General features: G+C 48.0%; 17 protein-coding genes. 12 read left to right on the forward strand and 5 right to left on the reverse strand.

Going from position 1 to position 17,440, the window contains the following annotated elements:
* Positions 1 to 352: 352 nt before the first annotated feature.
* The 5 genes from ACYSNS_RS05955 to rpsF form a co-directional block, all read right to left on the reverse strand.
* Positions 353 to 1,693 (reverse strand): class I SAM-dependent methyltransferase, encoded by a 1,341-nt coding sequence (locus ACYSNS_RS05955; protein ID WP_461722220.1) that lies wholly within the window; start codon positions 1,691 to 1,693, stop codon positions 353 to 355.
* Between the two features lie 233 nt (positions 1,694 to 1,926).
* Positions 1,927 to 2,499, reverse strand: a complete 573-nt coding sequence (rplI, locus tag ACYSNS_RS05960) for a 50S ribosomal protein L9 (protein WP_461722221.1) — start codon at positions 2,497 to 2,499, stop codon at positions 1,927 to 1,929.
* 24 nt (positions 2,500 to 2,523) lie between these two features.
* Entirely contained in the window at positions 2,524 to 3,504 is a 981-nt protein-coding gene (locus tag ACYSNS_RS05965) for a DUF2232 domain-containing protein (RefSeq protein ID WP_461722222.1), read from the reverse strand.
* Between the two features lie 111 nt (positions 3,505 to 3,615).
* Entirely contained in the window at positions 3,616 to 3,864 is a 249-nt protein-coding gene (gene rpsR, locus ACYSNS_RS05970) for a 30S ribosomal protein S18 (protein ID WP_461722223.1), read from the reverse strand.
* Entirely contained in the window at positions 3,864 to 4,274 is a 411-nt protein-coding gene (gene rpsF / locus ACYSNS_RS05975) for a 30S ribosomal protein S6 (RefSeq protein ID WP_461722224.1), read from the reverse strand. The genes rpsR and rpsF overlap by 1 nt, the downstream gene beginning before the upstream one ends.
* A 355-nt stretch (positions 4,275 to 4,629) precedes the next feature.
* Between rpsF and ACYSNS_RS05980 the strand changes: the two genes are divergently transcribed.
* The 12 genes from ACYSNS_RS05980 (at position 4,630) to ACYSNS_RS06035 (ending at position 17,415) form a co-directional block, all read left to right on the forward strand.
* The gene (locus tag ACYSNS_RS05980) at positions 4,630 to 5,217 is read left to right on the forward strand and encodes an undecaprenyl-diphosphatase (protein ID WP_461722225.1); all 588 of its coding nucleotides are present in this window, start codon (positions 4,630 to 4,632) and stop codon (positions 5,215 to 5,217) included.
* Positions 5,218 to 5,296: 79 nt separating this feature from the next.
* Complete coding sequence (fabD, locus tag ACYSNS_RS05985; protein WP_461722226.1) at positions 5,297 to 6,241, forward strand: ACP S-malonyltransferase; 945 nt, start codon at positions 5,297 to 5,299, stop codon at positions 6,239 to 6,241.
* Between the two features lie 15 nt (positions 6,242 to 6,256).
* Complete coding sequence (fabG, locus tag ACYSNS_RS05990; protein WP_461722227.1) at positions 6,257 to 6,994, forward strand: 3-oxoacyl-[acyl-carrier-protein] reductase; 738 nt, start codon at positions 6,257 to 6,259, stop codon at positions 6,992 to 6,994.
* A gap of 414 nt (positions 6,995 to 7,408) precedes the next feature.
* On the forward strand, positions 7,409 to 7,645 hold the full coding sequence (locus tag ACYSNS_RS05995; protein ID WP_461722228.1) for an acyl carrier protein: 237 nt from the start codon (positions 7,409 to 7,411) through the stop codon (positions 7,643 to 7,645).
* A gap of 112 nt (positions 7,646 to 7,757) precedes the next feature.
* Positions 7,758 to 9,020, forward strand: coding sequence for a beta-ketoacyl-ACP synthase II (gene fabF, locus ACYSNS_RS06000; RefSeq protein ID WP_461722229.1), 1,263 nt, complete (start codon positions 7,758 to 7,760; stop codon positions 9,018 to 9,020).
* Between the two features lie 94 nt (positions 9,021 to 9,114).
* Entirely contained in the window at positions 9,115 to 10,221 is a 1,107-nt protein-coding gene (mltG, locus tag ACYSNS_RS06005; RefSeq protein ID WP_461722230.1) for an endolytic transglycosylase MltG, read from the forward strand.
* A 430-nt stretch (positions 10,222 to 10,651) separates the two neighbouring features.
* Entirely contained in the window at positions 10,652 to 12,403 is a 1,752-nt protein-coding gene (locus ACYSNS_RS06010; RefSeq protein ID WP_461722231.1) for a thiamine pyrophosphate-binding protein, read from the forward strand.
* Positions 12,404 to 12,493: 90 nt separating this feature from the next.
* Positions 12,494 to 13,786, forward strand: a complete 1,293-nt coding sequence (locus ACYSNS_RS06015; RefSeq protein WP_461722232.1) for an MFS family transporter — start codon at positions 12,494 to 12,496, stop codon at positions 13,784 to 13,786.
* Positions 13,787 to 13,856: 70 nt separating this feature from the next.
* Positions 13,857 to 14,624: an IclR family transcriptional regulator gene (locus ACYSNS_RS06020; protein ID WP_461722233.1), complete on the forward strand. Its 768-nt coding sequence runs from the start codon at positions 13,857 to 13,859 to the stop codon at positions 14,622 to 14,624.
* Between the two features lie 51 nt (positions 14,625 to 14,675).
* Positions 14,676 to 15,548 (forward strand): YicC/YloC family endoribonuclease, encoded by an 873-nt coding sequence (locus ACYSNS_RS06025; protein WP_461722406.1) that lies wholly within the window; start codon positions 14,676 to 14,678, stop codon positions 15,546 to 15,548.
* Between the two features lie 52 nt (positions 15,549 to 15,600).
* Positions 15,601 to 16,269 (forward strand): guanylate kinase, encoded by a 669-nt coding sequence (gene gmk, locus ACYSNS_RS06030; RefSeq protein ID WP_461722234.1) that lies wholly within the window; start codon positions 15,601 to 15,603, stop codon positions 16,267 to 16,269.
* A 75-nt stretch (positions 16,270 to 16,344) separates the two neighbouring features.
* Positions 16,345 to 17,415, forward strand: a complete 1,071-nt coding sequence (locus ACYSNS_RS06035; protein WP_461722235.1) for a serine endopeptidase — start codon at positions 16,345 to 16,347, stop codon at positions 17,413 to 17,415.
* Positions 17,416 to 17,440 lie beyond the last annotated feature (25 nt).

Below are 17,440 nucleotides of genomic sequence, written 5' to 3' on the forward strand. Positions count from 1 at the left end.
TCGCTATCCGCCTGTATGTGTCCGAATTAATTTAATGTCGTCGCCAAAGACCGTGTTAAGGAGTTAACGCTTTCAAGCACTATAATTCCTGCCGATCAGTCACAATGAGCTTATTGATCTCTTAGATAAGAGATCGGGCGTGGAAACTCAAATGCTTCGTCAACTTTTGTATGAAAATAATTTGATACAAATACCGGCATCACTGCATTAGCATTTAACGGTCTCGGTCCGGAATTTGCAAGCATAAACACAGAACATTGCGCACATTAAAAATAGTGCCGGCGGCATAGGCCTCTTTGACACATAGTCGTCGCTGATCCCGAATTGAGAGCGGGAAGACAATCTGCTTTGTTTAGCTTGATACCTGCTTTTTCTTGGTTTTCGATGAAGCTGGTTTATCCTTTGTAGCCATCGCAGCTATTTTTTTCGTATCCGCCATTGGGTTCTTTTTTTGCACCAAATTGGGGTCGGCATCGATTTTGCGCAAACGCGCTTCTTCCTGTGTGATGTAATCGCGTGTCAACGGCACCGCATCCTGTTTATGGGCCAATTGTATTTGGAACACCATCATGCCCTGCCAGCGGAAAGCACTTTCGGATGCAGCGAGATAAAAATCCCACATGCGGCAGAAACGTTCGTCATAGAGCGCTTTTGCTTCATCCCAATGGGCAAGAAACGATTCGCGCCAAGCCTTGAGTGTGTCAGCATAATGTAAACGCAAAATTTCAATGTCAGTGACAATGAGGCCGCTACGTTCAATGATCGGCAGAACTTCTGATAGAGAAGGAATATAGCCGCCTGGAAAAATGTATTTTGCAATCCAAGGGTTTGTCGCTCCCGGCTCGCCTGAACGACCGATCGAATGCAGCACAAAGCGTCCTTCCGGCTTCATCAGGCGTTTAACGTGGTCGAAATATTCTTTGAAGTGACCTATACCGACATGTTCAAACATCCCGACAGAAACGATCTTGTCAAACTGGCTTGTCAGGGCACGATAATCTTGGAGAAGAAACTTGGCTTTATTGTCTAGTCCCATATCCTTAGCACGTTGATTGGCAATTCCATGCTGCTCATGCGACAATGTCACACCCGTAACATCCGCACCCAAAACTCGCGCCATATAAAGACCTAATCCACCCCAGCCGCATCCGATATCAAGTAGCTTCTCACCTTCTTTAAGCTGTAACTTTGCGGCAAGGTGGCGCTTTTTTGCCAATTGCGCGTCATTCAAGCTTGTTTCAGGTGTTTCGAAATAGGCACAGGAATACTGGCGATCGGGATCAAGGAACAAATCATATAGTTCCCCTGATAAATCGTAATGATGGCGAACATTGCGGGCTGAACGATTGAGCGTATTCATCTGTGCAAAGCGTTTGGTCGCTGCGCGCATGAAAGAAAGTGCTTTCATCCATACCTGGTTTTCAGCAATAGGCCCGGTGCTTTCGAAAATGATTTCGAGCAGCACTAAGATATCGCCCTCGATAAATTCAAAACCACCTTCCATATAGGCTTCGCCCAATTTCAGTGCAGGATCAAGCGCAACTTCGCGCTCCCATTTGGGTGATGTAAAACGGATATGGACGGGAGTGCCGGTGTTATCGCCAAATTGATACGTAACACCGCTGCTGTCAGTAATGGAAAAATTGCCTTTGGAAATGATATGGCCAGCCGCCGTTTTCAATAAAGCAAACATCTAAACCGTTCCTGTTTTCGCTCAATAACCATACAAGCATCACCGCTTGATCCTATTGTTTTAAAGAAAACTAGCGGCAAATCGTCTCTCTATCAATAATGCCATTTTCAAAAAAAAACACCCGACCAGAGGGCCGGGTGTGTTCATATTTTGGTGACCGCTTGACATGCTAACTGTTCCAGTGAACCGACATGTTTGCGACCCGATGGCTCAAACTATGGATAGATAGACGCTTATGCGTCTTCTCCCATATCATCTTCATCCTCATCAAAGACTTCTTCAGCGAGAGGCTTTTCTTCAATGCCGTAAATTGCTTCGATTGAAGTCAGATCTTCACCAGCTGCCTGACGTTCGGCTTCATCGGCCGAGCGAGCAATATTGATAGTGACAGAAACCTGTACTTCAGGATGAAGGCTGATTTCAACGCTGTGGAGACCGATGGTCTTGATCGGATGGTTCAGTTCGATCTGATTGCGACCTACAGAGAAGCCCTCCGAAGTGATGATGTCTGAGATATCGCGTGTGGAAACAGAACCGTAAAGCTGACCAGTTTCACCAGCAGAACGCACAACGATAAATGATTTGCCATCAAGCTTATCAGCAACCTGCTGAGCTTCGCTTTTACGCTCAAGATTACGGGCTTCAAGCTGTGCACGCTGTGCTTCGAACTGCTTTTTATTCGTGTCATTGGCACGCAGCGCTTTGCCCTGAGGAAGAAGGAAGTTACGTGCGTAACCATCCTTAACCGACACAACGTCGCCCATTTGACCGAGACGGGCAATGCGTTCAAGTAGAATAACATCCATGATTATTTCCTTTCAGATAAAGTTTTAAGATTTTACGCCGCTTGTTTGGCGGCGGTGTTGGATGGCTGCCCAAACCCCCATCAGGAAAATCATGATAGAGATCGGAAAAGCAAAGACGAATGTAAAAATGGCTATATAAACGAGTGACAAAATGACGGTGCGTCCACGAACACCGCGCGTCAGATTGTGCAAATAAGCCAGACCGCTAATTGAAAGCGCAAGCATAAACGTTGTGTAGAAAACGATCGCACAAAGATCGATGATGGAACCGAACTCGACGAATGTTGCAAGAAAAGTGACAAGAAAAATAACAACCGCTGCTAACGGCAACCGAAAACTCGTCGGCCAATCTTCACGGGGGCGAGCCAAACGCTTCATCCGTTGCGCGCCCACAAGCGAAAAATAAAGATTTCCAATCAGAAAGATCAAGCTGTAAGTCGCAAGCCCACTTGAAAGTAAGGGTACTATATTGCTCACAATCATATCGCGGAAAGCGAGAATATCCGCTTCATTCGCAGACTGGGCCTGCCGCATGGCGTTGGCAAACAAATCGGCAACCTGTTGCGCTATCATCGGGGTTGATGGCTGGCTATGAAAATACGCGCCAATAAGAACGCAGATGATGGCAATAAAGCTGGTAAGAAGAAAGATGACAGATGATAGTGGATACCATTTTACACTGCGCCCATCAGCATCGGGTTGCGCCAACCCCAAAAGCCATGAAGCATAGACGGCAGGCAAAAAGAACAACAGCATAAAGCCGAAACCGACATGAAAATTCTGAGCGATTCCGAGGACGAGCGTAGCTGTTAAAAGGGCAATGACGCTTGAAAGCGTGCCCCAACCGAATGCAGCAATAAAAATCGGTAAAGAAATGAAACAGCCTAAAATAATGGATAAAACCGGTAGAACGGTAACCAGACTGACAATCGCCATGCCAAGCACAGCGGCAAACAAACCGGCTAAAAGACCGACCGATAAGTTTTGAGAATTTGTCTGTGTCATACTCGCTGTCCTGCTGTGGCAGTTAGGGGCGGGGATTCGCTCCAACTCCGGGTTTTTATCATCCTGCCCGAACAGGAAAATATTGCCGGGATTGCTCCCGGCAATACATAATCACTTTACGACGTATGGCAACAGGCCAAGGAAGCGGGCACGTTTAATGGCTTTGGCCAATTCGCGCTGTTTCTTCTGGCTTACAGCTGTAATACGGGAAGGAACGATTTTGCCGCGCTCTGAAATGTAGCGCTGCAACAACTTAACGTCCTTATAGTCGATTTTCGGTGCGTTAGGACCAGTAAAAGGGCAGGTCTTACGACGACGGTGAAAAGGACGGCGTGTCGGGATCTGATTGATATCAACCATTATTCTTCTCCTTCGGCGGCATCGTCTTCACGTGGGCGGCGCGGACGGCGCGGACGCTCTTCATCCTTGCCGAAGCGGTCATCACGGTCACGGCGCGAAAGCATTGCGGATTGGCCTTCTTCATGTTGCTCAACACGAATGGTCATATAACGCAGGATATCTTCGTTAATGCGCATCTGACGTTCAACTTCAGCAATTGCTGCTGCCGGTGCATCGATGTTCATCAGTGCATAATAAGCCTTACGATTCTTACGAATACGATAAGTCAGGGGACGCAAGCCCCAATTTTCGATACGCCCGACTTTTCCGCCATTTGCTTCGATAACACCCTTGTAGAGTTCTACAAGCTGGTCAACCTGCTGTGGCGCAATGTCCTGTCGGGCAAGGAACACATGTTCATAAAGAGCCATTGTTTTGCCTTTCTTCCATTAATCTATGCCAGCTTTGACGCAGAGCCTCTGCGACTTGTCTTTTCAGGGGAGTACCCCAAGAAGAAAGGACGCGTGACTTCGAGACATTCGAGAGCGGAGACACGGGAGGCCCGAAACAGTTATGCTTCTTACCGGAAATAAACCGGTCCTCCGTTCAACCCCCAGCCAAATGCTGACAACGAACGTGCGGTCATTACAGTCAATTTGTGAAAATAGCAAGCCAAGCCTGCAAAAAACCATTATTGCGTTCAAAAAGAGGCTTGATCATAGCAATGTATATTAAAGATGACATGCTTATGGAGCATTTTAGTATGAAAGCGAAGGTGAAGGCGGAATGGCTTTTTTAGCGCAGATTGACACGGTACTTTTTACTTTTTTGGCCGGAACAGCACAGACATGGACGATTCTCGTCTGGTTCGGCGTCTTCTGCGCAAAATTTCTTATCTATTTTATTCCGTTCCATTTGTTGATCTTATGGTTCATCGGTGGACTTGTTGAAAGGAAAGCCGCTGTTGCGGTTGTGTTGGCGGTGTTTTTAGGGTTGATTATCAGTCATGCCATTGGCGTATTATTTTTCCGTCCGCGTCCATTTGCGGCCGGTTTAGGTGCTGCTCTCATAGATCATAAGAACAATGCATCTTTTCCAAGCAATCACGCATTGATCTTTGCCGCATATGGTGTGACGCTCTATCTCTGCCGATATAAAAATGCCGCCATGGTAGCGCTGGCTCTGGGCGTGCTGACATGTTGGGCGCGCGTTTTCACCGGTGTTCATTATCCTTTCGATATCGTTGGTGGCGTTGTGATTGGCGCAATTATGAGCGCTGTCACTTTGCGGTTCATTTTGCCTTTGGTTCCCACGCTTTGCTATCATATCCCGCCATTGAGGGAGCAGAAGATGCGAGATATCCAGACGGATTAGGCGGCTTTTTCTTGACTTTATCATGATTGATGGGCCAAGAGCGGAGTGGCTATGTTTTTCAACCAAGGAGTAAACACGAATGGTTGCTGCATTTACTTTTCCCGGACAGGGAAGTCAGGCTGTCGGTATGGGCAGAGCTTTGGCGGAGCAATTTGTCGAAGCACGCGCCGTATTTGAAGAGGTTGACGATGCCCTTGGCGAAAAACTCTCGGCAGTTATGTTTGATGGGCCCGATGATGTGCTGACACTGACCGCAAATGCACAGCCTGCTTTAATGGCTGTTTCGATGGCCGTCATTCGAGTGCTTCAATCGCGAGGATTGAATATCAAGAGTAAGGTTGCTTATGTTGCCGGCCATTCGCTGGGTGAATATTCGGCGCTTTGTGCAGCCGGTACGTTCAGCCTCGCTGATACGGCCCGTTTATTGCGGACGCGCGGCAATGCGATGCAAGAGGCGGTTGCTGTGGGTGAGGGTGCAATGGCGGCGATTATCGGCCTCGACGAAGAGGCTGTTGAGGAAATTTGCAGTGCTGTCTTGGGGGATGGTTCCTGTCAGATCGCCAATGATAATGGTGGTGGGCAACTAGTTATTTCCGGCGAAACTAAAGCCGTGGAAGCCGCCGCTAGGCTGGCGTCAGAAAAAGGCGCGAAACGGGCTATCATGCTGCCGGTATCGGCACCGTTCCATTCAAGTCTGATGCAGCCTGCAGCAGACGCGATGAAAGACGCTTTGTTGGATGTCAATAAGTTTGCGCCAGTCGTGCCGCTTGTTCCTAATGTCACGGTTGCACCTGAAAGTGATCCGCAGAAAATCATTGAATTGCTTGTGCATCAAGTGACTGGAAGGGTCAGATGGCGTGAAACCGTAGAGTGGTTTGCCGGTAACGGTGTCGATACACTGTTTGAAATTGGTTCTGGTAAGGTTCTTACGGGGCTTGCCCGGCGTATCGATAAAGATATCGCGGGTATAACGGTCGGTAGCGGGGAAGAGATTGAGAATGCGCTGAAAGCGCTAGGTGTATAGGTCGAGGATTTCAAAATGTTTGAACTGAACGGGCGCAAAGCGCTGATTACGGGTGCAACAGGTGGTATTGGCGAGGCAATTGCGCGGGCGTTTCATGCGCAGGGTGCAATCGTCGGACTTCATGGGACTCGGGTTGAAAAGCTGCAGGAATTGGCAGATAGCCTTGGAGAAAACACTTTTGTCTTCCCGGCGAATCTTTCTGATCGTGCCGCGGTCAAAGAACTTGCAGAGCGCGCAGAAAAAGAGATGGATGGGGTTGATATCCTGGTGAATAATGCCGGCATTACCCGTGACGGTCTCTTTGTGCGCATGAGTGATGAGGATTGGGATGATGTGCTTGCTGTCAACCTTTCTTCTGTGTTTACTCTGACGCGAGAGCTGACCCATCCTATGATGCGCCGTCGTTTCGGCCGTATAATCAACATTTCCTCGATTGTTGGTGTTATTGGTAATCCCGGTCAGACGAATTATTGCGCGACCAAAGCAGGTGTCATCGGTTTTTCCAAATCTTTGGCCCAGGAAATTGCAAGCCGTAACGTTACGGTCAATTGTATTGCACCGGGCTTTATTGAGTCGGCGATGACAGACAAGTTGAATGACAAGCAAAAAGAAACAATCATGTCGGCAATCCCGATGAAGCGCATGGGGACAAGCGCTGATGTTGCGGCTGCTGCTGTCTATCTAGCCAGTGACGAGGCCGCGTTCGTGACGGGGCAGACAATGCACGTCAATGGCGGGATGGCGATGATTTAAGGCTGTTTGCCTCAAGAGCCTAAATTTCGAGACAATCAAAAGCTGCGATCTTGTGATTCAAGTCCGCAGTTTTTTTGCATTTTGAACGCTTTTTGACGTTTCAACTCCCATTCCGGCCCATATGATTATCGCTGATGAGCCGTTTTGACACCGTTTAATCGTTGAATACAGGCGAAATTCGGCTGAAAACTGAAGAAAGACGACTTATTTGCTAAATTATCTTTGCGTCTATGCGTTTGCCATGGTAATTGCCGCGCTTGAACCCGGTTACTTAAATCGGTTCGTCCCGCAGGGGATATCCACAGGATGCGTATGAAACCCTAAAAATGGTTGGGGGAAACGCATCTATTGCTTGATTAGATGAGCCCATGCCGCTAACCAAGGCAGGGAAACAACAAAAGTCGAGGATCCGACATGAGTGATACAGCAGACCGCGTCAAGAAAATCGTCGTAGAACATCTTGGTGTTGATGCAGACAAAGTAACCGAAGGCGCAAGCTTCATCGATGATCTGGGCGCTGATAGCCTTGACACCGTAGAGCTGGTTATGGCTTTTGAAGAAGAATTCGGTGTAGAAATTCCCGATGACGCTGCAGAAACAATCTTGACCGTTGGTGATGCGGTTAAGTTCATCGACAAGGCTTCTGCCTAAAACGATCTTGAAGACAGAAGCCTTACGGTTTTTGTCTTCAATTCTATCTCCGCCATTAGACGCTTTTTAAAGGCGTATGGTTATTGTTGACATTAAATTCAGGGTTGGAAGTATGAGGCGTGTTGTCATTACCGGTTTGGGGTTGGTTTCTCCGTTGGCCGGCAATGTAGAGCATAGCTGGAAACGGCTTCTCGAAGGGCGTAGCGGTGTCCGTCGCGTTACTGAATTTGAAGTTGACGATCTTCCTTGTCAGATTGCTGGCCGTATTCCTGTTGGTGACGGTAGTGATGGCACTTTTAATGCCGATCTACATATGGAGCCTAAGGAGCAGCGTAAGGTTGATCCTTTTATCGTCTACGCTATGGGTGCTGCAGACGAAGCACTTGATGACGCAGGCTGGCATCCCGAAAGCGATGAAGATCAGATACGTACTGGCGTTATGATCGGTTCGGGTATTGGTGGTGTCGAGGGTATTGTTGAAGCCGGTTATACGCTTCGCGATAAGGGTCCCCGACGTATTTCTCCGTTTTTTATTCCAGGTCGCTTGATCAATCTCGCATCCGGTTATGTGTCAATTAAGCACAAGCTGCGTGGCCCTAACCATTCGGTCGTTACAGCCTGTTCAACGGGTTCACACGCAATCGGTGATGCATCGCGACTGATCGCCTTGGGTGATGCCGATGTTATGATTGCGGGCGGAACAGAATCACCGGTGAATCGTATTTCACTGGCAGGTTTTGCTGCTTGCAAGGCATTATCAACAAACCGTAACAACGATCCTGAACATGCGTCGCGTCCTTATGATGTTGATCGTGACGGCTTTGTTATGGGTGAAGGTTCAGCTCTTGTTGTGCTTGAAGAATTAGAACACGCCAAGAAGCGCGGCGCAAAAATTTATGCGGAAGTGATCGGATATGGTTTGTCGGGCGACGCCTATCATATAACCGCGCCTACCGAAAGCGGTGAAGGTGCGCAGCGTTGTATGGAAGCGGCGATCAAACGTGCAAAAATATCGCCTTCTGATATTGACTATATCAACGCTCATGGCACTTCTACTATGGCAGATACTATAGAGCTTGCTGCTGTCGAGCGCGTTCTCGGTGCGCACGCAGCTGACGTTTCCATGTCCTCGACCAAGTCGTCAATCGGGCATTTGCTGGGTGCTGCGGGTGCGGCTGAAGCTATTTTCAGCGTTCTCGCAATTCGTGACAATATAGCGCCTGCGACACTTAATTTGGACAATCCTTCGGCTGAAACGAAGATTGATCTGGTTCCGCATAAGCCGCGTGAACGTAAAATCAATACAATTCTGTCAAACTCATTCGGGTTTGGTGGAACGAATGCTTCGCTGATTATGCGGCGTTTTTCGGAATAGTAAACATTCTTGTAGAGTCTCGCCTTTTTGCCTTATTCTGAAAATAAGACGATAAAAATGGCTTATGTCCACGAAGCAAGCAAGGTGTGCATTCATGTCTGACGATGAAAAGCATTTGACCTCAGAACCCCATGATCAGTCCTCGGGCCATTTTGAGAATGAAGTCACTGCTCCGTCAGAACAAAAAGCCAAGCGCTCGCGTATAGCACGCAATCCTCTAGTTATATTAGGCAATTTCTTTTTGATGCTGGTTGTTGTGGTCATACTGGCGGTTGGAATTCCAATTTACATCGGAAAGAACATGTTTGTCGGTGAAGGGCCGTCGACAGACGAGCAAACAGTTCTGATCCGTCCTGGTACCGGTATACGCGAAATCGCATCGATCCTTGAAAAACAGGGGCTGATCCGTTCATCTGATGTATTCGTATATGGTGTAGGCTATCACGACAAAGCCAAGATGTTGAAAGCGGGTGAATATGCAATTCCCGCCCATGCATCAATGCAACAGATTATGGACATTCTGGTGGGAGGTAAGTCGATTGAATATACCTTCACTGTACCCGAAGGATTGACTGTTCGTCAGGTATTCGATCGCTTGGCTGCTAATGAGGTTTTGACAGGAGATCTGCCGCAAGATCTTCCGCCGGAAGGCAGTTTGATGACCGATACCGTCAGCTTCATGCGTGGTACGACCCGTGCTCAGATTGTCAAAAGGTTGCGCGACGGGCAATCCAAGCTTATTGCCGATATTTGGGCAAAGCGGGCGGCCGATCTACCGCTCAAAAACATCAATGAATTCGTTACCTTGGCTTCCATTGTTGAAAAGGAAACAGGCATCGCATCCGAGCGACCGCAAGTGGCGGCGGTGTTCTACAATAGGCTAGCAAAAAACATGCGGCTACAGTCTGATCCGACTGTCATTTATGGTATTTTCGGCGGGGCTGGAAAACCATCTGATCGCCCGATTTATCGGTCCGATCTCGATCGTGAGACGCCTTATAACACGTATAAAATTAATGGGTTACCACCGACACCGATCGCCAACCCTGGTCGTGATGCGTTGGAAGCTGTTGCCAATCCACCGAAAAGTGACGCTCTCTACTTCGTAGCAGATGGTAGCGGTGGTCACGTGTTCTCCAAGACGTTGGATGAACATAACGCGAATGTGCGAAAATGGCGCGCTTTGGAAAAAAGCGAGTAATCGACCTCTAAACGACGCATTCTATCTATCTAATCTCTCATTCCTTCGTTCAGAACATTGCTGTGGGCGCTGTTTCAGCAGTCCCATGTGGCACGCTGTCTTTTTATTGCAGTCTGACAAACAGTCGTGTCGCGCTGCATCATTTTCTAACCCGGTCAATAACCATTATCCGGCGTTCCGTACTGTTATCCCAAAGTTTCCCATCGTTTATCGCTTGAAGAATTCGAAAGATGATTGATCGTCCCAGGCAATCCAACGATGTCCTTCGCTGTTTTAGACAACGCTATACCTCTGCATAATTTCCATTGAATAAGACAATAATTGTGATGAATGAAATATCTTGACGATATCCATTAGTCCAGTTTATTCTATTGGAAGGAATAAATATTTTAATGAACGGAACAAGTATCTTTTAGGGAGGAATGAAACGATGACGGCACAAGGTGATCAAGCTGAAAGTGGCCTGACAATGCAAGGTGGTGAAGCGGTAGCGCGAATGCTCAAAGCTTTCAACAGCGGGCCGATGTTAGGGATGGGGGGATTTCAGCTGCTGCCGATGTATGAAGCGGCACGCAAGATGGATATGCCGCATTATCTTATCAATGACGAGCGTGCAGCAGCATTTGCTGCTGACGCTTATGCCAAAGTGAGTGGTCGCGTGGGGTTGGCTGATGCCTCATTAGGACCTGGGGCAACAAATCTTGTTACAGGTTTAGGTGAGGCGTTAAATGCGGGAACGCCAATGGTATGCGTCATCGGCGACACCCACCGAGCGCATTCCTGGAAAAATATGACACAGGAAGTGCGGCAAATCGATATTTTGCGGCCGGTTTGCAAAGAACTCATTCGGGTTGAAATGATCGAGCGTATACCGGAGTTGATGTGCCGAGCTTTTTCCATCGCAACATCTGGCCGACCCGGCCCTGTGGTGGTTGATTTGCCAGAAGACATCATGCACGCAACTTACACGTTCCAGCCTGCGGATTTCTATGTTGATCCAGCGAATGAACAGGTTCCCGCATTGCGTTGTCGGCCTGAAAAGCGCGCAGTCGAGAAGGCGGCCGCTTTGCTTGCGCAGGCGAAGCGACCACTTATTCTGGCCGGTGGTGGCGTGCATATTTCGGGTGCGGCACAAGAATTAACGCGCTTTGCCAGTGCAACCAATATTCCTGTCGCGCATACTCTCACCGGAAAAGGCGCCATTGCCTGTACCCATCCCCTCAATGCCGGTTTATTTGGTCGCTATGATCGAATAGCCAACCGGCTGATCGAGGAGGCGGATGTATTATTTGTTGTCGGCTGTAAGCTGGGAGAGATCGCCACCAAGCGATATACATTGCCACTCAAGGGTACCCCCATCATCCATCTTGATACTGTAGCCGAGGAATTTGGGCGTACCACGCATGCCGATGTCAAGTTATGGGGTGATGCGCTGTGCGGTTTACAGGATGTCTACGAAGCGATGGGGGATGCCGCACGGTCATTACATGAAAGCCTGCAACCTTATGCAGATGATGTGGTCAATCGCATGGGCATTTGGCGCGAAGAGGTTGCAGAACGCTTATATTCAAGTGAACGCCCGATTAATATGGCGCGCTTGTTGACAGAGCTCAACAATATCCTGCCGGAAGATGCAATACTTGTCGCCGATGGCGGGTTTGCTGCGCATTGGGGAGGGTTACTCTATGATACCAAGCGTGCCGGCAGAGGCTTTTTACCCGATCGTGGATTTGCATCGATCGGCTATGGTCTACCTGGCGCTATCGGCGCAGCTCTGGCGGCACCTGAACGAACAGTTATGGCGCTCACCGGCGATAGTGGTTTTTGCATGGTGCTCGGAGATCTCGAGACCGCGAAACGCTTAAATTTGGACGTAACAATCATCGTCGTCAACAATGCGGCATCGGGATATGTCAAAGCTTTACAACATCTCGTCTATGGCAGCGGTCACTATCATTCATCGGATCTAAAAGAAGTCGATTTTGCTGCTGTTGCCAAATCATTTGGTTGTGCGGGCATACGTGTTGAAGACCCTGAAGAGATTCAGGATGCTTTGAAAAAAGCCATGTCCATAAAAGGGCCGGTTGTATTGGACGTCATTGTCACGCGTGATCCGGCAAAAATGCTCCCTGGTGTAGATAACCGCGCAGCGGTGATTAAAAAGGGTGATCGCATAGCCTGAGGCATGCAAACTGAGATATCGTCGAATAGCGAAACCGCTGTGCAGAAGGGGGAGGATGCCTTTTGTCGTGCGGCCACGGGGAGGTTTTTTATGAATGGTAATACACATGACACACGAAAGCGGATCATAGCGATCTTTTCAAGCGCTTCGGGTAATTTGGTTGAATGGTATGATTTCTATATCTACTCGTTCACAGCTTTATATTTTGCGTCATCTTTTTTTCCGGCTGGCGATACGACAACGCAATTGTTGAATGCCGCAGCTGTTTTTGCCGCCGGTTTTTTGATGCGACCGATTGGTGGCCTTCTTTTTGGCAAGATAGCCGATCGTGTAGGGCGTAAAAAGTCGATGCTCATCTCTGTCATGATGATGTGTTCTGGGTCTTTTATCATCGCAATATTGCCAACTTATGCGACAATCGGTGTGTTTGCGCCGATCCTTCTTCTATTAACACGGCTTATGCAGGGTTTATCTGTCGGCGGTGAATATGGAACAACGGCGACTTATATGAGCGAGGTCGCTATCTCTGGAAGACGAGGATTTCTTAGTTCTTTCTTGCACGTGACGCTGATTGGGGGGCAATTGACAGCAGTGCTGACACTTGTGGTACTGCAGACATTGCTCAGTGATCAACAATTGCATGATTGGGGCTGGCGCATTCCTTTTTTCATTGGCGGCGTATTGGCAATTGTTGCTCTTATTCTTCGCCGCAATCTTCACGAAACATCGACACAAGAAACAAGATCCACACGAGAAGCCGGCAGCCTTATCAAGCTCTGGAAACAACACAAACGGGCTATTTTATGTGTCTGCGGATTTTCGGCTGGTGGCTCCTTATTTTTCTACACATTTACAACCTATATGCAAAAATACCTTGTCAATACTGCTGGTTTTACCAAAGCAGACGCCTCCACAACTATGACCTGGGCTCTGCTCGGCTGCATGATCCTGCAGCCGATATTTGGATTTTTTTCTGATATCATAGGGCGTAAAAATGCCTTGCTGATTTGGAGTTTTCTTTCAATTTTTATCACGGTGCCGCTTTTGACGTTGATTGGTCGGGCAGAGACGTTGTTCATCGCTTTTGCGCTGATTATGCTCGGGCTTGCAACGGTGAGTATGTATAGTTCCATCAGCGGAATTGTTAAGGCAGAATTATTCCCACCCCAAGTACGGGCACTCGGTGTTGGCTTTCCTTATGCAGTTGCAAACGCACTCTTTGGCGGGACTGCCGAATACATCGCCTTATGGTTCAAATCGATAGGCATGGAATCCGGCTTCTTCTGGTATGTGGCATTTATGATGGTGGTTACGTTTGTTTCCGTCATGGCAATGCCGGACGCCCGCAAAAGTGGATATCTGCAAGGCGAGGGTATTCACTAAGCATGTGATTGCCCGTTGGAACAGGATGATATAGAAGCGGAAATATATGTAAAACCGCTTTAGAAAAGTCATGACTGTTTCATCAAATCAAAATCAGGGAATCGAGCGCACAGTTGCACTGCTCAACGTCGTTACCAATCATTCCAGCGATGGGGCGCGTTTGGCTGATATTGCCGAAGAAGCACAACTGTCGCGTTCTACAACACATAGGCTGTTGTCCGGTTTGATCTCGGTGGGCTTGGTTGAGCAAGATCCGGAGACACTCCGCTATAAGCCCGGTTTTATCCTTTATGCATTGGGAAAGAAAGCGTCTGCGCGATTTGGTTTGTTGCAAATTGCTGAAAGCAGCATGAAAAAGCTCGCTTTAGAAACTGGTGACACAGTTTATCTACAAATACGTTCAGGCGATGAGGCTGTCTGCATTGGCCGTCGCGAAGGCAACTATCCGATTAAAACGCTGACACTTTCGATTGGTGATAGAAGACTGCTTGGCATTGGCGCGGGCAGCCTGGCCCTGTTGGCAGCATTGCCCCGACAAGAGTGTGAGCGTATCCTAAAACGTCATGGCAACCGGCTTAACGGTTTTCCACAGGTGACAGCCGATGATATTGCGGACTTTGTGGAAGAAACCCGCGCGAAGAACTATGCATTCAATCCCGGTTTATTCATCGCAGGTATGGGCGCGGTCGGCATTGCCCTATCAGACAATCATGGTCAGCTACTAGGGTCATTGAGCATTGCAGCTATTGAAAGCCGTATGGCCGAAGAGCGCCGTCCTCTGCTTGTCGATCTCATGCGGCAAGAGGCGACCAAGATTGCCGATATAATTGGTGGTTAAAGAGTATAAGCGTTATTTTTATTTTATAGGAGTTTAACAACATTGCAGAGCATGACCGGATTTGCCAGGGCGAGTATCAATACAGAGCACGCTGATATTGTTTGGGAGGCCCGTTCCGTAAATGGCAAGAACCTTGATATAAGGTTACGTTCAACGATGGGGCTTGAAGCAATCGAAAGTGACTTGAAAAAAAGAGTCGCCGCTGTCTTCGCTCGCGGGTCGATTGGATTGTCATTGACGGTAACTTTCCAAAATGGAAATAATGGTCTGGTTGTTAACCGCGATTATCTGGAAAGCCTTATCTCGCTTGCCCGCGATCTTGAAGATAACTATGGATTGGCTAAACCCTCTATCGATGGGCTTCTCGCACTCAAAGGTGTGGTCGAACATAGCACGACAAGCAATGAAACGATAATGGACGATGTCTTGAAGCAGGCGGTTTTTCGCAGCTTTGATCAAGTCATTGAGGAACTTGCTTTGGCACGAAAAGCCGAGGGTGCCAATTTGCATGCCATATTGCTTTCACAGCTGGACGAAATTTCCGTACTTACCAGCAATGCACGAAATGATCCGTCCCGCTCGCTTGAGTCGGTGTGCGAGAGATTGAAGCAATCGGTTGAAGCTCTACTCGACGCCAATAGCACATTGGATCCACAGCGTCTGCATATGGAAGCTGTTCTTCTAGCAACGAAAGCCGACATTCAGGAAGAACTCGATCGGCTGGATGGGCACATCAAAGCCGCGAGAAGCCTTTTGGATGCAGGCGAGCCGGTCGGTCGCCGATTGGATTTCCTTGCACAGGAATTCAATCGCGAAGCCAATACGCTGTGCTCGAAAGCACATGCAAGCTCTCTTTCCACCACAGGTTTGGCGCTCAAGGCCGTTATTGACCAGTGGCGCGAGCAGATACAAAATATCGAATAACGATTTCTTTCGAAATCAAGATGATTTCATCTTTTTATAAGGACAATCGACTATGACCGATACAACAATGCGTGAGCAAAATTTGAAAAACGCTGGACGCAGGCGCGGCTTGCTTATGGTGTTATCATCACCATCAGGTGCCGGGAAATCTACGCTTTCGCGCCTTCTGCTCGAAGATGGAAATTTGGGTTTGTCGGTCAGTGTGACAACACGTCAACGCCGCCCAAGCGAGGTTGAAGGTATACATTATCATTTCATCACAAAAAAAGAGTTCGAGCGCAAACGTGACAACGATGAGTTGATAGAGTGGGCAGAAGTACACGGCAACTACTATGCAACCCTGCGTGAAACAGTTGAGACCGCTTTGGAAGCAGGACGTGATATGCTTTTTGATATCGACTATCAAGGAGCAGAGCAGCTGCAGGAGAAAATGCCCGACGATGTCGTCTCCATCTTCATTTTACCGCCTTCTATGAAAGAACTTAAAGCTCGCTTGAATAGACGTGCTGAGGATGCGCAGGATGTCATTCATTTGCGTTTGGAGAATGCACGCCGCGAAATCGAGCAATGGCGTTCTTATGATTATGTGTTGATCAATGAGGATTTGGAACAGTCATTTTCTTTGATCAAAGCAATCTACCTTGCCGAAGCCATCAAGCGCGAACGCTGCCTTTATCTGGATTCATTTGTTGATGGTCTGATAAGCGAAAAAATCGATTAACGTCTAGCGAATGCGAAAGGGGCTTGCTTTTATATCAAAAATATGAACATTGTTCATTTAAAGATGGAGCAAGATATGAAGAAGTCGCAACGCTGGACTGAGAAATGGTTTACTCTAGGCTTATGGCTGGTGGCCTTCATTTTTGCCGGTTTTCTTATCCAGCTTGGTGGTAGTCTGGTCGAGGATTTGCCTAAAGTTGAAAATGCAAAGTCGGTTGATGATTTCATTGATCAAAATGCTTTGTCCGCTTTGCAACTGAAGCAGCGTGCGGCGGAGAATACGCTTGCTGACGCGCGGACCAAAGCGCAGATCGCACAGGAAACGGCTGATCGATCTGCATTAATCTATCAATCGACGAAGGAACAGTTCACCAATTGGTTGGAAACACGTCGTACAACAGCACGCAGCAATCAGGACGATGAGCTGGTTGCCCAGACCAAGCAACTTAATAGTCTACAGCAGGCAGAGCTGGAAGCGCAGCAAAACAGGCAGTCAGCCGAAGAACAGCTGTCTCTTGCCCAGTCTACATATCGTCTAGAAATGTCGGATATTGACGACCGAACAGCAAAGATAAGGCAGGCCGCCTACGAACAATATGATTCTGCATCGCGCTGGTTGGAACTAAAGGTTTTTCTCTATCGGCTGGCTTTAACGATGCCGCTCTTGATCATAGCCGGTTGGCTCTTTGCTAAAAAACGCAAAAATGCCTATTGGCCCTTTGTCTGGGGCTTTGCAATCTTTGCTCTGTTTGCCTTTTTTGTCGAACTTGTTCCATACTTGCCAAGCTATGGCGGATATGTCCGTGCCATAACCGGTGTCATTCTCTCAGTCATTATTGGTATCAGCGCTATACGCGGCTTCCACCGCTATATCGAACGACAAAAACAGATTGAACAACAGCCTGAGCAGGAACGCCGTCTTGAGATAGAATATGATAAAGCCACGGCACAATTGGCAAAAAGCATCTGTCCGGGATGTGATAGGCAAGTTGATATGACTGGAGAACACGCTGATTATTGCCCCCATTGCGGTCTATGTCTGTTTAATCATTGCGACCACTGTAATGTTCGTAAAAGTAGTTTTTCGTTATTTTGCTACTCGTGTGGCGAAGCCGCCGCGCAGGAAAATACCAAAGCACATGGCTGATGCGAGATTTGATTAAACCAACACA

The organism is Bartonella sp. LJL80 (genome assembly GCF_054871565.1).